Origin of the sequence: Novilysobacter antarcticus (assembly GCF_019802285.1) — a bacterium.
Classification (GTDB): domain Bacteria; phylum Pseudomonadota; class Gammaproteobacteria; order Xanthomonadales; family Xanthomonadaceae; genus Novilysobacter; species Novilysobacter antarcticus.
Genome location: NZ_JAIEUJ010000002.1, coordinates 342,495 through 362,750, shown reverse-complemented (window position 1 = coordinate 362,750; position 20,256 = coordinate 342,495). Strand labels below are relative to the sequence as shown.

The following is a 20,256-nucleotide window of genomic DNA, read 5'->3' as shown; positions in this document are numbered from 1 at the left end:
GCAGAACTGTTTACGTCCGCTGATTGCATTTCGGACCCGACGGAGCGCCAATGGCGCTCCGTTTTTTTTGGCCACGTCGGCGCAACAAAAAAGGGCGCCGAAGCGCCCTTTGGTCGGTGCTGCCAGCGATAAGCCTCAGCGCGACTGCAACTTCGACAGCAGACGCAGGAACTCGATGTACAGCCACACCAGCGTGACCATCAGGCCGAACGCGCCGTACCACTCCATGTGCTTGGGCGCGCCTTTCGCCACCGCGTTCTCGATGAAGTCGAAGTCCAGCACCAGGTTGAGTGACGCCACCACGACCACCACCAGGCTGAAGCCGATGCCGACCAAGCCCGACTCGTGAATCATCGGGATGTTCACGCCAAAGAACCCCATCACGATGCTGGCGAGATAGACCAGGAAGATGCCGCCGGTCGCGGCCACGACGCCGAGTTTGAATTTCTCGGTCACCTTGATCATCCCGCTTCGGTACGCAAACAGCATTGCGAACAGCGTGGCAAAGGTGAGCAACACCGCCTGCATCACGATGCCGTCGTACATGTGGTTGAACATTGCCGAGATCGCGCCAAGGAAGAAGCCTTCCAGCAGTGCGTACAGCGGCGCGGTGATCGGCGCCCATTCCTTCTTGAAGATGGTGGCAAACGCCAGTACCAGGCCGCCGATCAACCCGCCCCACATGTAAGGAGCGGCACCGACGACGCCGGCGGGCGTGGATACCTGGCCCCAGGCGAACGCGGCGGTGAGGACGCAAAGCAACAACAGCATGCCAGTCTTGTTGACCGTGCCGTTGAGGGTCATCACGTCATTGCCACCGCGCACGACGGTGCCGCTGTTGATGTCCAGGAAGCTGGACTCCTTCAACGCCGGATTGCTGCTGCGAATCATGCAAGCCCCCTGGGCAGAATTGGATGTCTGCAGTCGAGGATACACCGCGTTCTCCACTTTGCCGCTGAACCGTTGACAGCGCCGGGGCAGCGGGCCAGAATGGTCGGCCTTTCGGGGCATTGGCGTGCAACGAAGGCCCGGATCGGGGCATAGCGCAGTCTGGTAGCGCATCTGGTTTGGGACCAGAGGGTCGGGGGTTCGAATCCCTCTGCCCCGACCATCAAGTTCCACGGCGTCGGTATGATTTCCACAGGCGCCCGTAGCTCAACCGGATAGAGCACTAGCCTTCTAAGCCAGTGGTTGCAGGTTCGAGTCCTGCCGGGCGCGCCAGTCACCCGAATGTTTTGGATATGATCGTGTTGTCGTTTTGCCTGTGGTGGATGTAGCTCAGTTGGTTAGAGCATCGGATTGTGATTCCGAGGGTCGCGGGTTCGAATCCCGTCTTCCACCCCACTTTTTTTCTGGGATTGTGCTGTACAATTCCGCGTGTTCCGGGCCGTTAGCTCAGTTGGTAGAGCAGTTGACTCTTAATCAATAGGTCGATGGTTCGAATCCATCACGGCCCACCAGATAGAACGGGTGCCAGGGATCAGTCCTCGGCGCCCTTTTTATTGTCTGGCACCCGCGTTCGCTTCTATCCTGCGGTCGCCGGGTCCAGGTCACGACAAGCGAAAGTGGCGGAATTGGTAGACGCCCTGGCTTTAGGTGCCAGTGCCGCAAGGCGTGGGGGTTCGAGTCCCCCCTTTCGCACCACCGCGGACGCGATCGCCGCTGCGGTGACGACGGCCCGGTCGGGAAAAGACTGGCAGCCAAGGTCGTAATCCGCCAGACTATCGCGTTGACCCGCGCCGGGCCCCGCTCGCCGCGGCCAGCGCTGGCCCAACATCAAATCAACGTGCCGTCGGTGTTCGCCGCGGTTGCAGGAGTGGATATGCAAGTTTCGGTCGAATCGCTCGGTGCCCTTGAACGCCGCATGACCTTCAACCTCCCGTCGGACCGCTTCCAGAGTGAAGTCGGTGGCCGTCTGCGCGAGATCTCGCGCACGGCGCGGATCAAGGGTTTCCGTCCCGGACGGATCCCGCCCAAGGTCATCGAGCAGCGCTTCGGCCAGCAGGTGCGCGCCGAAGTGCTTGACGCCCTGGTCCGGGACAGCTTCGGCAACGCGGTGCGCGAGCAGTCGCTGAAGATCGCCGGCAGCCCGGCGATCGAGCCGGCCAGCGACAACGCCGACGAGCTGGCCTACGTGGCGACCTTCGAGGTCGTGCCGGATTTCGGCGACATCGATGTGTCCGGCCTGAAGATCGTCCGCAACACTTCCGAGGTGAAGGACGCGGACATCGACACCATGGTCGAGAACCTGCGGCTGCAGCGCCGCAGCTGGAACGAAGTCGAACGCGGCGCCCAGGACGGCGACGCGGTCGAGCTGGAGACCTTCTCCACGGTCGAGGGTGAGCGGATGCCGGCCGAAGGCGCCGAGCGCGGCACCACGGTGATCGGCTCGGGCGGCATGCTGCCGGCGATCGAGGCCGAGCTGAAGGGCATGAAGGCCGGCGATGAGAAGGACGTCGATGTCGAGTTTCCGGCCGATTGGCGCGTTCCCGCGCTGGCTGGCAAGACGGTCGTCGTGAACCTGAAGGTCGGCAAGGTGTCCGAGCCGCACCTGCCCGAGGTCGACGCCGAGTTCATCAAGAGCTTTGGCATTCGCAGCGGCGATGCCGAGCAGTTCCGTTCCGAGATCCGCAGCAACCTGGAGCGCGAGCTCAAAGGCGCACTGATGAGCCGTCTGCGCCGCGAGGTCAGCGAGCAGCTGGCCGCCGCCTACGCCGAGGTGGAAATGCCGCCGAAGCTGGTCGAAAACGAGGCGCGTGACATGGCCGCGCAGGCCGTCGAGCAGGCCCGTCGCCAGGGTCGCAATGCCGAGCTTCCCGAGGACGCCCATCTCCCGTTCATGGACAGCGCACGCAAGCGCGTGCTGGTCGGCCTGCTGGTGGGCGAAGTGGCCCGCAGCAACGACCTCAAGCTGGATCCCAAGCGTGTCAACGAGACCCTGAACCTGATTGCCTCGACCTACGAGGAGCCCGAGCAGGTCATCGAGCTCTACCGCAATGATCAGGGCCTGATGCGGGGCCTGCAGGGCCGCGTCATGGAAGAGCAGGTCATCGACTGGATTGCTGAGCGCGCCGAGCACACCGAGCAGCCGCTCGAGTTCGCCGACGCGATCCGCCAGTAGTCGATCCGGCTTGCCGGTTCCCGCCTCCCGCGGGCACCGGCGGCCCTTGCGTCGTGGCCCGGTCGACCCCACGTTGATTGGGTCAGCCCATGCAATGCCAGCCAAGGTGCCGTTTTGATGGATAAGCAAACAAAAGCCCTGAACCTCGTGCCGATGGTGGTCGAACAGACCAGCCGTGGTGAGCGCGCGTACGACATCTACTCGCGCCTGCTCAAGGAGCGGGTGATCTTCCTGGTCGGTCCGATCGACGACCACGTCGCCAACGTCATCGTGGCGCAGATGCTTTTCCTCGAGGCGGAGAACCCCGAGAAGGACATCAGCCTCTATATCAACTCGCCCGGTGGCGTGGTCACCGCCGGCATGGCGATCTACGACACCATGCAGTACATCCGGCCGGACGTGAGCACGATTTGCGTCGGCCAGGCCGCCTCCATGGGGGCGCTGTTGCTGGCTTCCGGCGCGAAGGGCAAGCGCTACGCGCTCCCCAACTCGCGGGTGATGATCCACCAGCCGCTGGGCGGCTTCCAGGGCCAGGCGACCGATATCGAAATCCACGCCCGCGAGATCCTTGCCTTGAAGCAGCGCCTCAACGAGGTGTTGTCGCGCCACACCGGTCAGCCGCTGGAAACCATTGCGCGCGATACCGACCGCGACAACTTCAAGGGTGCCGAGGCGGCACGCGACTACGGTCTGGTCGACGAGGTGCTTGAGCGCCGACCCGACGAGTCGATCCAGGCGAGCTGAGGCCAACGCCGCAGTGGATTCCAAGCGATTTCGCGCAAGCCGCTGATTTTAAACGGTATTCAGCGAAGGGTCCGTGACTTTCCGGACCCGCTCGCTGTGCTACCCTCAAACCAAACCACGCAGGAACACATCGTCGCGGCCAGGCGTGCCCGGCGCTGTGTTTCCGCCAAGACGATCCAGGCAAGCGCATGACCGATGACCGACAGGGCCGCAGCAGCGGCGACAGCAACAAGATCCTCTACTGCTCCTTCTGCGGAAAGAGCCAGCACGAGGTGCGCAAGCTGATTGCCGGTCCCAGCGTATTCATCTGTGATGAGTGCGTAGAGCTGTGCAATGACATCATCCGCGAGGAGCTGGAGGAGAAGGCGCAGTCCGCGCGCAGCCACCTGCCCAAGCCGCGCGAGATCCTTGCGGTCCTCGACGAGTACGTGATCGGCCAGGCGCGGGCGAAGAAGACCCTCGCCGTTGCGGTCTACAACCACTACAAGCGGATCGAAAGCCGCCAGAAGAGCGACGACGTCGAGCTGGCGAAGTCCAATATCCTGATGGTCGGTCCGACCGGTTCGGGCAAGACGCTGTTGGCCGAGACGCTGGCGCGGATGCTGAACGTTCCCTTCACGATGGCCGATGCGACCACACTGACCGAGGCCGGCTACGTCGGTGAGGACGTGGAGAACATCATCCAGAAGCTGCTGCAGAAGTGCGACTACGACGTCGAGAAGGCGCAGCAGGGCATCGTCTACATCGATGAGATCGACAAGATCTCGCGCAAGTCCGACAACCCGTCCATCACCCGCGACGTTTCAGGTGAAGGCGTGCAGCAGGCGCTGCTCAAGCTGATCGAGGGCACCGTTGCCAGCGTGCCCCCGCAGGGCGGCCGCAAGCACCCGCAGCAGGAGTTCCTGCAGGTCGATACCCGCAATATCCTGTTCATCGTCGGCGGGGCGTTCGCCGGCCTGGACAAGATCATCCAGCAGCGCAGCACCGAGGCGGGAGGGATTGGCTTTGGCGCCAAGGTGAAGAGCAGCGACCGCAAGGTCGACATCGGTACCGTGCTGGCCGAAGTGGAGCCCGAGGATCTGGTCAAGTTCGGCCTGATCCCCGAGTTTGTCGGCCGGCTGCCGGTGGTTGCGACGCTGGAGGAACTGGACGAAGAGGCTTTGGTGACCATCCTCACCGAGCCCAAGAACGCCATCACCAAACAGTTCCGCAAGCTGTTTGAGATGGAGGACGTCGAGTTGGAGTTCCGTCCCGACGCCCTGGTCGCCATCGCCCGCAAGGCGCTCAAGCGCAAGACGGGCGCCCGTGGCCTGCGCACGATCGTGGAGTCGGTGCTGCTGGACACCATGTATGAGCTCCCGTCGCTGGAGAATGTCAGCAAGGTCGTCGTGGACGAGTCGGTCATCGAGCACAAGACCGAGCCCTACCTGATCTACGAGGCGCCTTCCGCGGCGCCGCAGAAGGCGGCTTCGGGGGACTGAGTCACGCCACGCCCGGTTTGGGCCTGCCTGAGCGATACCGATCAGCCACTTGCCCGTGCAGGTGGCTGATTTTGTTTCAGCAGTCGTTGTTTGTGGTCACCAGATGAACGACCCGCTTGCAACCCCGCGCCACGGCCCCCATAAATCCAAGCATGGCCGGCGTTCCCGGCACCTTCCTTTTTTTCGCGGCCCGTCTTGCGCGGTGACTGCATGAACGACCGGAGTTCCAAATGACCAAATCCACAGAGCGCGTGACTGCCGGCGAGGAACTACTCGACCTTCCGGTGCTCCCGCTGCGCGATGTCGTCGTGTTCCCACACATGGTGATCCCGCTGTTTGTCGGCCGCGACAAATCCATCCGTGCGCTCGAGGCGGCGATGGAAGGCGACAAGCAGATCCTGCTGGTCGCCCAGAAGGCTGCCGAGACCGATGATCCCGGCGCCGATGACCTGTTCGATGTCGGTACCCTCTCGCATGTGCTGCAGCTGCTGAAGCTTCCCGACGGCACCATCAAGGTGCTGGTGGAAGGTGTGTCGCGGGCCAAGGTCGACCAGGTGGTCGAGACCGATGGCGCGTTGCGTGGACGGGCGCAGGAGATCCCTGCCGAAGTCGACCGCGAGGACCGCGAAATCGAGGCGATCATGCGTTCGCTGATGAGCCTGTTCGAGCAATACATCAAGACCAACCGCAAGCTGCCGCCCGAGCTGATGCAGACCTTGTCCGGCATCGATGAGCCCGGCCGCCTGGCCGATACGGTGGCGGCGCATCTGGGCGTGCGCATTTCCGACAAGCAACGCCTGCTGGAGACCCACGGCATCGGCGCCCGGCTGGAGCAGTTGATCGGCCTGGTGGACGGCGAGATCGACGTCCAGCAACTGGAGAAGCGGATCCGCGGCCGGGTCAAGGGCCAGATGGAGAAGAGCCAGCGCGAGTACTACCTCAACGAGCAGATGAAGGCGATCCAGAAGGAGCTGGGTGAAATCGATGACATGCCCAATGACATCGAGGAGCTGACCCGCAAGATCGCCGAGGCCGGGATGCCCAAGCCGGTCGAGGCGAAGGCCAAGAGCGAGCTGAACAAGCTCAAGCAGATGTCCCCAATGTCCGCAGAGGCGGCGGTGGTGCGCAACTATCTGGACTGGTTGCTTGGTGTGCCGTGGAAGAAGCGCAGCAAGGTGCGCAAGGACCTCAAGGCGGCCCAGGAAGTGCTCGACGCAGACCACTACGGGCTGGAGAAGGTCAAGGAACGCATCCTTGAGTACCTCGCCGTGCAGACCCGCGTGAAGCAGATGAAGGGCGCCATCCTGTGCCTGGTCGGCCCGCCCGGCGTGGGCAAGACCTCGCTCGGGCAGTCGATTGCAAAGGCGACCAACCGCAAGTTTGTGCGCATGTCGTTGGGTGGCGTGCGTGACGAGGCGGAGATCCGAGGTCACCGCCGCACCTACGTGGGCTCGATGCCCGGCCGGGTGGTACAGAACCTGACCAAGGCCGGCACCCGCAATCCGCTGTTCATGCTGGACGAGATCGACAAGATGTCGATGGATTTCCGCGGTGATCCGTCGTCAGCGCTGCTGGAGGTGCTGGACCCGGAGCAAAACGATGCCTTCAACGACCACTACCTGGAGGTCGACCTGGACCTGAGCGAGGTGATGTTCGTCGCCACCGCCAACTCGCTCAACATCCCCGGCCCATTGCTGGACCGGATGGAAGTGATCCGGATCCCCGGCTACACCGAGGACGAGAAGGTCAACATCGCAATGCGCTACCTGTTGCCCAAGCAACTCACGGCCAACGGGCTCAAGCCCGAGGAGCTGACGATTGCCGAAGCGGCGGTGCACGACATCGTGCGCTATTACACCCGCGAGGCGGGCGTGCGGAACCTGGAGCGCGAAATCGCCAAGATCTGCCGCAAGGTGGTCAAGGAAATCGCGCTTGCCGGACCCAAGTCGAAGGCGCGCAAAACTCCGCTGGTGGTCAACAGCAAGAACCTGGACAAGTATCTCGGCGTGCGCCGTTACGACTTCGGTCGTGCCGAGGAGCAAAACGAAATCGGTCTGGTCACCGGCCTGGCCTGGACCGAAGTGGGCGGCGAGTTGCTGCAGGTCGAGTCAACGCTGGTGCCGGGCAAGGGCCAGTTGCTGCTGACCGGTCAGCTGGGCGATGTGATGAAGGAGTCCGCCTCGGCGGCGCTGTCAGTGGTGCGCGCGCGCACGGAACAGCTTGGCATCGATCTTGGCTTCCTGGAAAAGCATGACGTCCACGTCCACGTGCCTGAAGGCGCCACGCCCAAGGACGGACCCAGCGCAGGAATTGCGATGGTGACCGCACTGGTTTCCACCCTGACCAAGAACCCGGTCCGCGCCGAGGTCGCCATGACCGGGGAAATCACCCTGCGCGGGCGCGTGCTTCCCATCGGCGGTTTGAAGGAAAAGCTGCTCGCGGCCTTGCGCGGCGGCATCACCACGGTGGTCATCCCGGAGGAAAACAAGAAGGATCTGGTCGATCTGCCCAAGGCGGTCACGGATGGCTTGAAAATCGTGCCCGCGCGCTGGATCGACGAGGTGCTCGATATCGCCTTGGAACGCCCCCTGACGCCGCTGGCGCCCGCCGGGCAGGCCGACCTGCCCGCACCTCGCAAGGGCGAGCGCAGCGCCCGTGCCGGGGTCAAGCATTGAGCGCCGCACGCGTACGCGAAAACGCAAAATAGCGCTGAAACCCGCGTCGTTGCTGGGTTTCAGTCTTGCGCAGTGAAAACCCCACTGGTATAACGGCCAGCAACCGTTTCGCGAAAGTCGTCCTGCGGCAGGGCGGAGCGGCAAAGTCGATCGAAGGGCTGTCATGTACGCTGGCCCTTCGATTTCAAGCACACGCGGTGAAACCGCTCAGGGAGTCAAATTGAATGAACAAGTCTGAATTCGTCAGTGCCGTCGCCGAGGCTGCGGAGCTTTCCAAGGCCGATGCATCCAACGCGGTCGACGCGATGGTCAGCGTGATCACCGATGCACTGAAGAAGGGCGACTCCGTCACGCTCGTCGGCTTCGGTACGTTCCAGGTCCGCAACCGTGCCGCCCGCCAGGGCCGCAATCCGAAGACCGGCGAAACCATCCAGATCAAGGCGTCGAACAATCCTGCGTTCAAGGCTGGCAAAGCCCTTAAGGACGCTGTAAACTAAGCGGCTACCCACCGGGCAGTGTCATTTGCCCTGGTCTGAATTTCGGGTGCTTAGCTCAGTGGTAGAGCGTCTCCTTTACACGGAGAGGGTCGGGGGTTCGAAACCCTCAGCACCCACCAGCGCCGGGTTACAAGTTTAAAAGTGCGGAGTGGTAGTTCAGTTGGTTAGAATGCTGGCCTGTCACGCCGGAGGTCGCGGGTTCGAGTCCCGTCCACTCCGCCAGTTCCATCCAGGCTTGCTGAGCAATACAAGCGGCCGATCCAGACTGCAGCGCTGTTCCGGCATGCCGGTTTCGTTGCCAGTTTGAAGAGTTCAAAGCGCGGAGCGGTAGTTCAGTTGGTTAGAATGCTGGCCTGTCACGCCGGAGGTCGCGGGTTCGAGTCCCGTCCGCTCCGCCAGTAAATCCAGAACGCCTGCAAATCGATGATTTGCGGGCGTTTTGCTTTTCAGGACATTGGCGTATCGCGCCGAATAGGCGGTCCACCGCTGCTGCCGATCATGGTAGTGGCCCGGTTGTTGCCGCGGCGGACCCGCGCCGCCCATCCACGGTAAACTGTCCGGCTTCCGTCCTGACCAGATTGCATCATGCTGCGAAAAATCCGAGAAAAGACCACCGGCTGGGTGGCGATGGCGATCCTGGGGATCCTGATCGTTCCGTTCGCGTTGTTCGGTCTGGATCAGTACCTGGTCCAGAGTGGCAGCAGCACGGTCGCCTCGATCAAGGCGCCGCCCACCTGGTGGTCGTCGGCTCCGTCGTTCTGGCCCGCATCGGTGCTGTGGCGGCACGAGGAAGTGGGAACGGAGGAATTCCGCAACCGCTTCGAGCAGGTGCGCCAGCAACAGCGGGCCGAGCAGGGCGACGCGTTCGACGCCCGCGCCTTCGAGGAAATGGAGAACAAGCGCGCGGTGCTGGACAGCCTGATCGATCAGAAGATCCAGGCGATGGCGGCTCAGGCGGCCGGCGTGACGGTGAGTGACTCGATGGTGATCGATGAGATCCAGCGCATTCCTGCCTTCCAGGTCGATGGACGCTTTGATCCCCAGCGCTACCAGCTCGCGCTTGCTTCACAGGTGCCTGCCAGGACACCCGCGCAGTTCGATCAGCTGGTGCGCGAAAGCCTGGAGCAGGGGCTGGTGATGACCGCCCTGGCGGAAACCAATTTCGTGACCGATGCGGAGATGGACCGCCTGATCCGGCTGCTGGGCGAGCAGCGCGACGTCTCGGTGCTGGTGGTGCCGGGCAGCGAACCCGGCGGCGATGCAATTGCCGACGCCGACGTGCAGGCCTGGTACGACAGCCACCTGGCCGATTACCGGGCCCCGGAGCGCGTGAGCATCGAATACATCTCGCTTGACGCGGCCGATATGCCCGAGCCGCCGGTGGCCGACGAGGCGACCCTGCGTCAGCGCTATGACCAGCAGTCCGACAAGGTCGCCGAGCAGGAGGAGCGGTTGGCCTCGCACATCCTGGTGGAGGTCGATCCGGATGCCGATCCGGCAACGGTGCAGGCGGCCGAGGCCAAGGCTGCGGGGCTGGCCGAGCAGGCGCGCGCCGAGGGTGCGGATTTTGCCGCGATTGCCGGGAAGAACAGTGACGACGCCGCGTCCACCGGCGGCGATCTGGGCTGGATCAGCCGCGGAATGATGCCCGGGGCGTTGGAGGATGCGGTGTTTGCAATGTCACCCGGCGACATCAGCGACCCGGTCAAGACCGAGTTTGGCTGGCACGTCATCAAACTGCGTGAGGTGAAAGCCGGTGAGCGCGAACCCTTTGAAGCCGTGCGCGACGCACTGGCACGTGAGCAGGCCCAGGCCGATCGCGAGAGCATGTTCAACGACCTGTCCAGCCGTGTCGTGGATGCGGTGCTGCAGAACCCCAGTGGCCTGTCCTCTGCGGCGGAGTCGGCCAACCTGACAGTGCAGAAGCTGGGTCCCTTCGACGCTGGGTCCACTGAGGGGATCGCGGCGAGCCCGGCGGTGAAGCGCGCGGCGTTCTCCGACGTGCTGATCCAGGACGGCACGGTCAGCGATCCCATCGAGGTCGGCCCCGACCACAACGTCTGGATCCGGGTGGTGTCGCACACCCCTGCCGAGGCCCAGCCGCTTGAGACCGTTCGCGACCAGGTCGTGGCTGCCATCCGTTCTGACCGGATGCAGAAGGCGGCGCGGGAGCGTGCAATCGCGTTGCAGGCTCGGCTGGAGAAGGGCGCGTCGCTTGCCGATCTGGCCGGCGCCGAGTCGCTCGGCGAACCCGAGGTGTTGACGGCCGTGCCGCGTGGCGCGCCGCTGGTCGCACCGGGCGTGTCGGATGCGATGTTTGCCCTGCAGGTAAAGGAAGGCCGCAAGGCGGCCGGGACCAAGGTGCTGGAAGACGGTCGCATCGTGCTGTTCACCGTCGACAAGGTGATCCCCGGCAACAGCGCCGAATTCCCGCAGGAACAGCGCGAGATGTTGCAGCAGCAGCTCGGTCAAGCGGCCGGCATCGACGATGTGCAGGCCCTGATATCGAGCCTGCGTAAGAGCATGAAGATCCGGGTGCTGGAGCAGAACCTCTAGGGCAGCTTGCGCCGGGTGGCAACGCCCGGTTCACGCCCACAAAAAAGCCCGGCATCGCCGGGCTTTTTTGGTGGTGCCGGTTGAGCCGTCAGTCGTCGCTGCCGACGCCGCTCATCCCCATGATGTTGTAGCCCGAGTCGACATACGTGACCTCCCCGGTGATGCCACGGGCGAGATCGGAACACAGGAACGCGGCGGTGTTGCCTACATCCTCGATGGTAACGGTGCGGCGCAGCGGTGAGGTCTTCTCGAACTGGCCCAGCATCTTGCGGAAGTTGGCAATGCCCGCTGCCGAGAGGGTCTTGATCGGACCGGCGGAGATCGCGTTCACCCGAGTCCCCTCCGGACCCAGATTCAGTGCCAGATAGCGCACCGTCGCCTCCAGGCTGGCCTTGGCCACGCCCATCACGTTGTAGTTCTGCAGGGCACGGACGGCACCCAGGTAGCTCAGGGTCAGGATCGCACCGTCGCGGCCCGCCATCAGCGGCCGTGCGGCCTTGGAGATGGCCGCCAGCGAATAGGCGGAGATGTCGTGGGCGACGGCCCAGTTCTCGCGCGTCAGGCCGTCCAGGAACTCGCCCTCGATAGCCTCACGCGGCGCGTAGGCGATGGCGTGGACGAGGATGTCGAAACCATCCCAATGCTTGCCCAGCTGATCGAAGCAATCGGCGATCTGTTCATCACTGGAGACGTCCAGCGGCAACACGATGTCGCTCCCCAGGGCCGCGGCGGCTTTTTCGACACGGGGCTTGAGCTTGTCGTTCAAATAGGTGAATGCCAGCTCCGCACCCTCGCGGTGCATGGCTTCGGCGATGCCGCTGGCGATCGAACGGTCGCTGGCGATGCCCGTGATCAGCGCACGCTTGCCTTGCAGAAAACCCATGGTTGCTCCTCATTCAACAGAGCCACGACCGGCGCGGTCGGGCAACCGGGGTATTGTACCCGCGAGGTGGCTGCCTAATTGATGCCCAATTCCGGGGCCAGCAGGCGTACCGGGATATCTCCGCTGGCTGCGATGCGACCCTCGCCGAAGACCGGGTTCAGCCTGCCGACCCGGGCCGGATCCTGGCCATGCCGGTCCGCCCAATCGGTGATGCGCCGGGTTTGCTTGTCCACCGTCATTGCCTCAAGCCGCGGGGCGGGACGGTCCATCGCCCGGATCCAGGATTCCTGCTGCTTGGCATCTCCCAGGACACAGGACAGCGCCTGCAGCTTGCGCACATAGGCCTGGGTGGTGGCCGGCACTCCGGCCAGACTGGCAGGGTCGGCGTTGCGGGCCTGCTGACCGCCACTCTTGAGTGCGCCCAGGATCCGGTATTCGCCGGCGTTGTATGCCATTGCGGCCAGTCGCCAGTCGCCGGCGAACATGCCATGCAGGGTCTTCAGGTAACGCACCGCCGCGCGGGTGGAATCCACCGGAGACAGGCGGCCGTCGTAACCGTTGCGGATCGGCACCTTATGGTTGCGGGCGGTCCGCTCGATCATCTGCCACAGGCCCACCGGTCCGGACGGACTGCGCGCGTCGGGACGGTAGCCGCTCTCCACGAACGGGATCAGCGCGTACTCGCTGGGAAGATGGGCGGCGCGCACCGCATCGAGTACATAGCCAAACAGGAGAAGGGTGTCGTCGCTGGGAGTTGCCAGGCGCTTTGGCGCTGCTGCAAAGTGCTTGCTCCAGCGCGGGCTGACATCGCTGCTGCACTCCTGGTCGGCACGACCCTGCTGGAACTGGCGGTAGATCTCCAGACCTCGACGGGGCGCGGCCGGGGCCTGGGTGGCGGACGAGGCCGCGCCGGTGGTAACCGCCGGGGCCGGTGCGCCAGTGTCGTTGGCCAGCGCAGCTACCGGTAAGGAGATCAGTATCGCGGCGGTCAGCACCGCTAGACGACGTCCGAGACCGGATCGCGCCTGCGGCCGACTGCGGGCACTCATTCGCTGAACCCGTCTTTCCACCGCCGAAGTTCGGCGAATACCTCGACCTCATCGATGGGATCGCGACCGAGGCGCGTGGCGACGGCGTCCTTCACGGCCGGCTGGCCACAACGCAGGAACGGATTGCAGGCCAGTTCGCTTTCCAGCGTGGTGGGCAAGGTGGGGCGGGCATTGTCACGCATGTGTTTGGCTTCCTGGGTGCGGCGCGCAAGCGCGGCATTTTCGGGCTCGACCACGCGCGCGAACGCTGCGTTGGACAGGGTGTATTCGTGCCCGCAATACAGCTTGGTGGAGGCGGGCAGAATGGCCAGGCGCGCTAGCGACCGGTGCATCTGCAACGGACTACCTTCGAAAAGTCGTCCGCAACCCAGGCTGAACAGCGTGTCCCCGCTGAACAGCGCGCCGCCATCCGGAGCGTCGTGGAAGTACGCCACATGGCTGGATGTGTGCCCCGGAACCGCGATGACTTGCAGCTCGAATCCCGTCGCCGTGATGCGTGCGCCGTCGACGACCACATCGGTGGTGGTGGTGATACGCGCATCATCGGGCGCGAACACGCGCAGATCGGGCCAGCGCTGCAGCAACTCCGCCACCCCGCCGACGTGGTCATTGTGATGGTGGGTGAGCAGGATGGCGCTTGGGCGCAGACCGGCATCGGCAGCCGCCAGCACCGGACCTGCCTCCCCGGGATCGACCACCAATGCCGTCCCGTCGTCACCGGTGGCGCACCAGATGTAGTTGTCACTGAATGCGTTCAGGGCCTGCAACTGCATACGGAGACTCCTTGGGATTGCTGGCGGCTTGCCGCAGAATCGGGGATTCCGCCGCTTCCCGTCGAGCGATAACCCGCGACCATGCCCGCGTTTACCTACCACCGTCAACCCGGCGTACCGGCGGAAACCGGGCTCGAGTGGTTCCACGGACCCGCGGGAAACGCCATCCTGGCGAGCGAGGAGGCCGCTGTGGGACGGGTGATGGCGATGTGTCCCGCCCTGCCGTGGCTCTGGATTGGCGCCGCCGCCGCAGTGGCGCCCCAGGCCCCACGCGGCATCCGGCTGCATCGCGGCCGGGACGGATTCTCCGGCGATCTGCGCTGTGGGCTGCCATTGCCGCTTGCCAGCGAATGCTTCGGGGCGATCTTCCTGCAGCACGCTTTGGACGACGGGCGCGAAGTGCAGGAAATGCTGAATGAGTGCGCGCGTCTGCTCGCTCCTGGCGGGAGGCTCTGGCTGGCGACGCTCAATCCCTGGAGCCCGTACCGCGCGCGCTGGACGGGAGCGGGTCTGCGGGCGAAGGGTGCCGGCGCGTGGCAGTCGGCGCTGCGGCGGGCGGGATTCCCGTCCGCCGCCACGCGCGCGCAATGGCTGGGTCCCAGATGGCAGCAACGGGTGGAGGATTCGGGTATTGGCGTCTCCGACCGCTTCCGCAGCGTTCTCGCGCTCAGCGCGGGCAAGCAGGTGCAGGGGGTGATTCCGCCGACGGCGCTACGGCAATTGCGCTGGCAGGCCGCCCGGTGGCCGCTCCCGATGGCCACTGGACAGGTCGAGGCGAGACCGGAGGCGCCGGGTCGGCGATAATGGCGCGATGACTGAAGACGCCGGCGCGACCAAGCCCCCCACCATTGTTGAGATCCACACCGACGGTTCCTGTCTGGGCAACCCCGGCCCCGGCGGCTGGGCCGCGCTGCTGCGCTGCAAGGGTCGCGAGCGCGAGCTGGTGGGCGGAGAGGCCGACACCACCAACAACCGCATGGAACTGATGGCGACCATCTGTGCGTTGGAGGCGCTGACGGAAAGCTGCACGGTGACCCTGCACACGGACTCGCAGTACGTCCGACAGGGCATCACCACGTGGATGGCGAACTGGGTCCGTCGTGGGTGGAAGACCGCGGGGGGCGCGCCAGTGAAGAACCGCGACTTGTGGGAGCGCCTGAACCTGGCAACCAGGAACCACCGGATTGAGTGGCGTTGGGTCAAGGGACACTCCGGTGATCCGGACAACGAGCGCGTCGATGTGCTCGCCCGCGATGAAGCCATTCGTTTCAAACACGGCGCCTCGGCGCAGCGGACCTGATGGCGATGCGTCAGGTCATCCTGGATACCGAAACCACGGGCCTGAGTTGGGAGCGGGGCAACCGCGTGGTGGAGATCGGCTGCGTGGAGTTCGTTGAGCGCCGCCCTACGGGTCGCACGTATCACCAGTACCTCAAGCCCGATTGCGCATTCGAGCCCGGCGCGCAGGAAGTCACCGGGCTGACCTTGGAGTTCCTGGCCGACAAGCCCGCGTTCACCGACGTGGTGCAGGAGTTCCTGGAGTTCATCGACGGCGCGGAACTGGTGATCCACAACGCCGCGTTCGACGTCGGCTTCCTTGACAACGAGCTGCGCCTGGCAGGGTCGAAGTACGGCTGCCTGGCCGATCGCTGCCGCATCGAGGATTCGCTGCTGCTGGCCCGTCATCGTTTCCCGGGCCAGCGCAATTCGCTGGACGCGCTGTGCCGTCGCCTGGGCGTGGACAACGCGCACCGGCAGTTGCACGGCGCCCTGCTCGACGCCCAGCTGCTGGCCGAGGTGTACATCGCGCTGACCTCGGGTCAGGAAGAGATTGGATTCGCGGCAGTAGGGCCGGAAGCGGGCGAAGAGTCAAAGGCTTCCTACACCGCCGACGTTCGCCTGCAACGACCGCGGGTGGTGGTTCTCGCCGGGGAGCTGGCTGCGCACGAGGCGCGCCTGGAGACCCTGCGCAAGAAGGCCGGACGCGCGGTGTGGGACGAGCTGGCGGAGCTGGCTGGCGCCTAGGGGCTGCGCGGACTCAGTGGCTTCGGATCAGCACCACGGTGACGTTGTCCGAGCCGCCGCCATCGAGTGCCGCGGCAATCAGGGTGTCAACGCATTCCTGTGCGCTCCGGTCGCGCAGGGCCAGCACCTTGCCGATCTGCTCGTCCTCGACCTCCTCGGTAAGCCCGTCGCTGCACAGCAGTAGTTGCATGCCCGGCAGCATCTCGCCGGCGACCGTGGCCACGTTGAGGTTGCGCGGATCGGTCACACCCAGTGCCTGTGTGACCACGTTGCGGTGCGGATGGCTGCGCGCCTGCTCACGGGTGATCGCGCCGCTGGCGATCAGTTCCTGCACGTAGCTGTGGTCCTTGGATAGTTGCACCAGTTGCTCATCGCGCCACAGATACACCCGGCTGTCGCCGACCCAGGCGGCCTCGAACCGGTTGCCGTTGACCCGGGCCGCGACCACGGTGGTCCCCATTGGCAGCGCGTCGCGTCGCTGGCGCGAGGTCCGGATGATCTCCTCGTCGGCAATGCGGATCGCGTCCACCAGCGGCGTCCCGTCGCGAATTTCCCGGGCGATCGTTTCGCGAGCCAAGGCGCTGGCGACTTCGCCGTAATCGTGCCCGCCCATCCCATCGGCGACCAGCCACAGGCCCAAGACGCTGTCGCCGTAATAGCTGTCCTCGTTGAGTTCGCGACGCAGGCCGACGTGGGTCAGGTGTCCAAATTCGATCATGAGGAAATCACGCCGGTGACGTAGTCGAAGGATTCTTCACATACGTTAACGCTGCGCACGTGGACATACGGCCAAGGGAGCGGAACGGACGGGCATGCAAAAGGGCTGCGACGGCAGCCTTTCCAGAATACAAATATGGCGGAGAGGGGGGGATTCGAACCCCCGAGGCGCTATAAACGCCTGCCTGATTTCGAGTCAGGTACATTCAACCACTCTGCCACCTCTCCGGTGAACCGCCGACATCGAGACCGGGGTCGTGGGGGCGCAATGATACGGTGGCCGCGGGCGCCGTACAAGCGTTTCACAGCTGCGCCCGTCAGCTGGCTGGCGGTAGACTGTCCGCTTTCATCTCAGCGGGTGCCCCATGTCCGAAATCCTCGTTCCCGTCTCCTTTGGAGAACTGCTCGACAAGATCGCGATCCTGTCCATCAAGTCCGAGCGCATGACCGATGCGGCCAAGCTGGAGAACATCCACAAGGAACTGGGCGCGCTGCAGAAAACCTGGATGGAGCATCCCGCCGCCGGCAAGGACGTGGTCAAGTTGCGCGCCGAGTTGAAGGCGGTCAACGAGCGCCTTTGGGTGATTGAGGACGATATCCGGCTCAAGGAGAAGGCCGGCGAGTTCGATGCGGAGTTCATCCGCCTCGCCCGCAGCGTCTATTTCGAGAACGATGAGCGTGCGCGCCTCAAGCGCGAGATCAACCTCGCCCTGGGCTCAAGCTACGTCGAAGAGAAGTCCTATCAGGACTACCGCAACGCAGATCCGGTTTAGGCGCTGGCACGCGATTCCGCCACCTGCCGTCGTGAAGGCAGGTCGCAGCTCAACCGGCGGTGTCGGTGACAAAACGCTCGAAGGCCGCCACGGCGTCGTCGACGGTCACCAGATCCATCACCCCGGGCTGCTCGATCTTGGCGCCCCAGCGCAACTCGGCGGCGGGCTTGCCGCGATAACGTCGCGCGGCGTCGTCATACCGGTCCACGCAGTAGCGGCGGTCGCTGTAGGGGCCGCTGCGGGCCGGATTGCTGGCCGCGTGCAGGCCGAGCACCTTGGTCCCCATCGCGTTGGCGATATGCATCGGTCCGGAGTCCGGCGTCATCAGCAGGTCGGCCCGCTCCAGCAGTGCGGGCAACTGCTTCAGCGTGTCCTTGCCGACCAGGTCCAGCGCGCTGCCGTGCATTGACTGCACGATAGCGTCGGTGGTCTGCCGTTCCAGCTCGCTGCGTCCGCCGCAGAGCACGACCCGCCAGCCGCGCCCGATCGCGTGGTCCGCCACCGCGGCGTAGCGCTCTGCGTGCCAGTTGCGCAGGACGTGGCTGGAGCAGGGCGAGATCATCAGCGTGGGGACATGGTCCGCGTCCCACTGCGCGCGCGCCCAGTCGCGCGCGTCCGCCGGTACGGGCAGGTCCCAGCGGACCTCCTTCTGGCGCAGGCCCAGCGGTTCGCAGAAACTGCCGATGGCATCCAGCACGTGCATGCCCTGGCGAGCAGGGATGCGCTGGTTGATGAACAAACCGTGGCCGTCGCGCGATCGGGCGCGGTCATAGCCAACCCGGGTGCGCGCGGGAACCACCGCCGAGAGCAGGTTCGCGCGCGCCGCGACCTGCATCTGCAGAAGCACGTCGTATTTACCATCGGGGCGAGCGTTCAACCGCCGGCGCAGCGCGCGCATGCCGGCGAATCCGGATTTTTTGTCGTACTCGATGAACTCCACGCCGGGCAGTCCTTCCAGCAGGCGCTGCTCGGCCTTGCCGATGATCCAGCTCAGCGGCGTCTCCGGCCATGCCGTCTGCAGCGTTCGCACCAGCGGGACCACATGGGTGACATCGCCCAGTGCGGACAAGCGCAGCAGGCAGATCGAAGCAGGTGCAGGGGGCGTGCTAATTGCTAGACTCCGGGGAATGACGGGGTTCGACTCTGCCGAAGGATTGACGCCATTCCGCGACGGCAGCGGTTACGGGGCGATTCTGTTCGACACCAACCGGATACGGCAAGCCGAGCCGGAATGGTTTACCCCGTCCTGGTGGCAGCAACAGGCGCGGCCGGTCGAGAGCGGCGGTCGCGGCGGAGCCTGGTTCGTGGATGCGCCCTTCGGCCAGGCGGTGCTACGACGCTACCTGCGCGGCGGGCTGGTGGCCTATCTGAGCCGAGACCGCTACGTCTGGCGCGGCGCAATGAGTACGCGTAGTTTCGCCGAGTTCCGCCTGTCGCGGGCGATGATCGAGCGCGGGGTGCCGGTACCGCCGCCGATCGCGGCCATCTATCGCCGCGAAGGCCTGTTTTATCGCTGCGCCATCCTGATCGAGCGCCTGCCGGACGTGCGCACCCTGGCGGACCGCGCGATCGTCGCCGGCGATGGTGCGCCGTGGGAAGAGGCGGGCCGGCTGGTCGCACGTGCCCACCGCGCCGGGCTGGATCACGCTGACCTCAACGCACACAACCTCATGTTCGACTCGCGCGGGCGGGGCTGGGTGATCGATCTGGACCGTGGACGCCTCGTCATTCCGGCAACCGGCTGGCGTGAGCGCAACCTTGCAAGGTTGAAGCGCTCGTTGCTAAAGGTGCGCGGCAATCGCGACGTGGCCGCGGTCGAGCGCGACTTCGATCGCCTGCGTCGGGCCTATGACACTGTCTGGGAAAGGGGCTACTGACGTGGCCTGGGATCTGCGCCTGCACGGTGTCGGCAACGCCTCGGCGGTCGAGCTGGGCTCTGCCATGGCGACCATCGAGCACCACGGCCAGCCGTGGCTGACCATCGACTGCGGCGGGGAGGGCCTGACCGCGTTCATGGATCACTACCACCAGCCACCGAAGGCCGTTTTCATCACCCACACGCACCTGGACCACGTTGCCGGTTTCGAGCGGCTGTTCGTGGAGAGTTACTTCAATCCCGCACTGCGCGGGCGGATCCGGTTGTACGTGCCGGCAAGGCTGGTGCCGCTTCTGCATCAGCGGGTGGGTGATTACCCCAATCCCCTGGCCGAGGGTGGCGCGAACTTCTGGGATGCCTTCCAGGTGATTCCGGTAGGCGAATCTTTCTGGCACGAGGGGGTGCGTCTGGAGGTGTTTCCTGTTCGCCATCACTGGCCCGACACCGCATTCGGGCTGCGCCTGCACGGCAGTCTGGTGTGGACCGGTGATACCCGGCCGATCCCGGAAATGCTCGCCAAGATGGCCGATGCGGGCGAACTGATCGCCCACGATTGCGCGTTGCACGGCAACCCGTCCCACAGCGGCATCGACGATCTGGAACGTGAATATCCGCGGCCGCTGCTGCAGCGCTGCCTGCTGTACCACTACGGCAGTGTCCAGGAAGGAGACGTGCTGGAAGCGCGCGGTTACAGGATAGGCCGGCAGGGCGAGCTGGTGGCGCTCAAGCCGACGACGGCAATGCAGGTGGACGTGGTCTGAGCGGCGAGCCCGGCAGCTGAAAAGGCGGTGGCCCCGCCAACTTGCCTCGGCGCCCGCATCAGTCAATACCGTTGCTGCCTTCCGGCCCTGGCGGGGTTTTCGACCTAGCGTCGCGAGGGGCCGACGGGGCCACCATGGACAACTGCAACATCTGGCGGAGAGAGGGGCTGCTTCGGCAACGCCCAATGGAACTCAACTCCTCTCAACTGCGAGAAATTTTAACATGGGCTCAGGCGCTTAGTCACTTTCCGCGGCCAGTGGACCCCAAGGCGACACCAAGGCATCGAAGGTCGGATGGCATACCAGAGAGAGGCGCGCGGAGGGG

At 64.8% G+C, this 20,256-nt stretch carries 18 protein-coding genes, 9 tRNA genes and 1 other RNA gene; 20 read left to right on the top strand and 8 right to left on the bottom strand.

The annotated features are described in order from the left end of the window. Nucleotides 1-135 precede the first annotated feature (135 nt). The gene (locus KZ491_RS06425) at nucleotides 136-891 is read right to left on the bottom strand and encodes a Bax inhibitor-1/YccA family protein (protein WP_222565026.1); all 756 of its coding nucleotides are present in this window, start codon (nucleotides 889-891) and stop codon (nucleotides 136-138) included. Nucleotides 892-1,034: 143 nt separating this feature from the next. On the opposite strand from KZ491_RS06425, the gene KZ491_RS06420 reads away from it, so the two are divergent. From KZ491_RS06420 to KZ491_RS06355, 14 genes are all read left to right on the top strand, one after another. Beyond that, nucleotides 1,035-1,111: transfer RNA gene (locus KZ491_RS06420), tRNA-Pro, on the top strand. 33 nt (nucleotides 1,112-1,144) lie between these two features. Next, nucleotides 1,145-1,221 (top strand) — tRNA-Arg (locus KZ491_RS06415). 46 nt (nucleotides 1,222-1,267) lie between these two features. Then, a tRNA-His gene (locus tag KZ491_RS06410) sits at nucleotides 1,268-1,344 on the top strand. Between the two features lie 40 nt (nucleotides 1,345-1,384). Next, nucleotides 1,385-1,460, top strand: a tRNA-Lys gene (locus KZ491_RS06405). Nucleotides 1,461-1,559: 99 nt separating this feature from the next. Then, nucleotides 1,560-1,644: transfer RNA gene (locus KZ491_RS06400), tRNA-Leu, on the top strand. 178 nt (nucleotides 1,645-1,822) lie between these two features. Beyond that, complete coding sequence (gene tig / locus KZ491_RS06395) at nucleotides 1,823-3,121, top strand: trigger factor (protein WP_222565025.1); 1,299 nt, start codon at nucleotides 1,823-1,825, stop codon at nucleotides 3,119-3,121. Between the two features lie 117 nt (nucleotides 3,122-3,238). Further along, nucleotides 3,239-3,865 carry an ATP-dependent Clp endopeptidase proteolytic subunit ClpP gene (gene clpP / locus KZ491_RS06390; protein WP_222565024.1) on the top strand — a complete coding sequence of 209 codons (627 nt, stop codon included), beginning with the start codon at nucleotides 3,239-3,241 and terminating at the stop codon, nucleotides 3,863-3,865. Between the two features lie 188 nt (nucleotides 3,866-4,053). Further along, complete coding sequence (gene clpX, locus KZ491_RS06385) at nucleotides 4,054-5,346, top strand: ATP-dependent Clp protease ATP-binding subunit ClpX (protein ID WP_222565023.1); 1,293 nt, start codon at nucleotides 4,054-4,056, stop codon at nucleotides 5,344-5,346. 230 nt (nucleotides 5,347-5,576) lie between these two features. Further along, nucleotides 5,577-8,021 (top strand): endopeptidase La, encoded by a 2,445-nt coding sequence (lon, locus tag KZ491_RS06380; protein ID WP_222565022.1) that lies wholly within the window; start codon nucleotides 5,577-5,579, stop codon nucleotides 8,019-8,021. 224 nt (nucleotides 8,022-8,245) lie between these two features. Next, nucleotides 8,246-8,518: an HU family DNA-binding protein gene (locus KZ491_RS06375; protein WP_222565021.1), complete on the top strand. Its 273-nt coding sequence runs from the start codon at nucleotides 8,246-8,248 to the stop codon at nucleotides 8,516-8,518. A 44-nt stretch (nucleotides 8,519-8,562) separates the two neighbouring features. After that, nucleotides 8,563-8,637 (top strand) — tRNA-Val (locus tag KZ491_RS06370). 26 nt (nucleotides 8,638-8,663) lie between these two features. After that, nucleotides 8,664-8,740: transfer RNA gene (locus tag KZ491_RS06365), tRNA-Asp, on the top strand. Nucleotides 8,741-8,839: 99 nt separating this feature from the next. Then, nucleotides 8,840-8,916: transfer RNA gene (locus tag KZ491_RS06360), tRNA-Asp, on the top strand. A gap of 187 nt (nucleotides 8,917-9,103) precedes the next feature. Beyond that, the gene (locus KZ491_RS06355) at nucleotides 9,104-11,074 is read left to right on the top strand and encodes a SurA N-terminal domain-containing protein (RefSeq protein WP_222565020.1); all 1,971 of its coding nucleotides are present in this window, start codon (nucleotides 9,104-9,106) and stop codon (nucleotides 11,072-11,074) included. Nucleotides 11,075-11,162: 88 nt separating this feature from the next. Here KZ491_RS06355 and KZ491_RS06350 read toward each other — a convergent pair whose 3' ends face one another. From KZ491_RS06350 to gloB, 3 genes are all read right to left on the bottom strand, one after another. Beyond that, a complete protein-coding gene (locus tag KZ491_RS06350; RefSeq protein WP_222565019.1) occupies nucleotides 11,163-11,957 on the bottom strand; it encodes an enoyl-ACP reductase FabI in 795 nt (264 codons plus the stop codon). Nucleotides 11,958-12,031: 74 nt separating this feature from the next. Further along, nucleotides 12,032-13,006 (bottom strand): lytic transglycosylase domain-containing protein, encoded by a 975-nt coding sequence (locus tag KZ491_RS06345; RefSeq protein ID WP_222565018.1) that lies wholly within the window; start codon nucleotides 13,004-13,006, stop codon nucleotides 12,032-12,034. Next, nucleotides 13,003-13,779, bottom strand: coding sequence for a hydroxyacylglutathione hydrolase (gene gloB / locus KZ491_RS06340; RefSeq protein ID WP_222565017.1), 777 nt, complete (start codon nucleotides 13,777-13,779; stop codon nucleotides 13,003-13,005). Before gloB ends, KZ491_RS06345 begins: the two co-directional genes overlap by 4 nt. Nucleotides 13,780-13,860: 81 nt before the next feature. Here gloB and KZ491_RS06335 point away from each other — a divergent pair, with 81 nt between their 5' ends. From KZ491_RS06335 to dnaQ, 3 genes are read left to right on the top strand one after another with little or no spacing between them, the layout of a single operon-like run. Then, on the top strand, nucleotides 13,861-14,583 hold the full coding sequence (locus tag KZ491_RS06335; RefSeq protein WP_222565016.1) for a methyltransferase domain-containing protein: 723 nt from the start codon (nucleotides 13,861-13,863) through the stop codon (nucleotides 14,581-14,583). A gap of 7 nt (nucleotides 14,584-14,590) precedes the next feature. Next, nucleotides 14,591-15,079 (top strand): ribonuclease HI, encoded by a 489-nt coding sequence (gene rnhA, locus KZ491_RS06330; RefSeq protein WP_222565015.1) that lies wholly within the window; start codon nucleotides 14,591-14,593, stop codon nucleotides 15,077-15,079. 5 nt (nucleotides 15,080-15,084) lie between these two features. After that, nucleotides 15,085-15,804 (top strand): DNA polymerase III subunit epsilon, encoded by a 720-nt coding sequence (gene dnaQ, locus KZ491_RS06325; RefSeq protein ID WP_222565014.1) that lies wholly within the window; start codon nucleotides 15,085-15,087, stop codon nucleotides 15,802-15,804. Nucleotides 15,805-15,817: 13 nt separating this feature from the next. Here dnaQ and KZ491_RS06320 read toward each other — a convergent pair whose 3' ends face one another. Beyond that, nucleotides 15,818-16,522, bottom strand: a complete 705-nt coding sequence (locus KZ491_RS06320; protein WP_222565013.1) for a PP2C family protein-serine/threonine phosphatase — start codon at nucleotides 16,520-16,522, stop codon at nucleotides 15,818-15,820. Between the two features lie 136 nt (nucleotides 16,523-16,658). Next, nucleotides 16,659-16,749 (bottom strand) — tRNA-Ser (locus KZ491_RS06315). A gap of 137 nt (nucleotides 16,750-16,886) precedes the next feature. Between KZ491_RS06315 and KZ491_RS06310 the strand changes: the two genes are divergently transcribed. Beyond that, the gene (locus KZ491_RS06310) at nucleotides 16,887-17,294 is read left to right on the top strand and encodes a DUF6165 family protein (RefSeq protein WP_222565012.1); all 408 of its coding nucleotides are present in this window, start codon (nucleotides 16,887-16,889) and stop codon (nucleotides 17,292-17,294) included. A 49-nt stretch (nucleotides 17,295-17,343) separates the two neighbouring features. Here the strand turns inward: KZ491_RS06310 and KZ491_RS06305 are convergent, their stop codons facing one another. After that, entirely contained in the window at nucleotides 17,344-18,405 is a 1,062-nt protein-coding gene (locus KZ491_RS06305) for a glycosyltransferase family 9 protein (protein WP_343225588.1), read from the bottom strand. A 16-nt stretch (nucleotides 18,406-18,421) separates the two neighbouring features. Between KZ491_RS06305 and KZ491_RS06300 the strand changes: the two genes are divergently transcribed. After that, nucleotides 18,422-19,171, top strand: a complete 750-nt coding sequence (locus KZ491_RS06300) for a 3-deoxy-D-manno-octulosonic acid kinase (protein ID WP_222565011.1) — start codon at nucleotides 18,422-18,424, stop codon at nucleotides 19,169-19,171. 1 nt (nucleotide 19,172) lies between these two features. Continuing rightward, on the top strand, nucleotides 19,173-19,931 hold the full coding sequence (locus KZ491_RS06295) for an MBL fold metallo-hydrolase (protein ID WP_222565010.1): 759 nt from the start codon (nucleotides 19,173-19,175) through the stop codon (nucleotides 19,929-19,931). 30 nt (nucleotides 19,932-19,961) lie between these two features. On the opposite strand, the gene ffs is transcribed toward KZ491_RS06295, so the two are convergent. Further along, nucleotides 19,962-20,058: signal recognition particle sRNA small type (gene ffs, locus KZ491_RS06290), an RNA gene on the bottom strand. Between the last annotated feature and the right edge of the window lie 198 nt (nucleotides 20,059-20,256).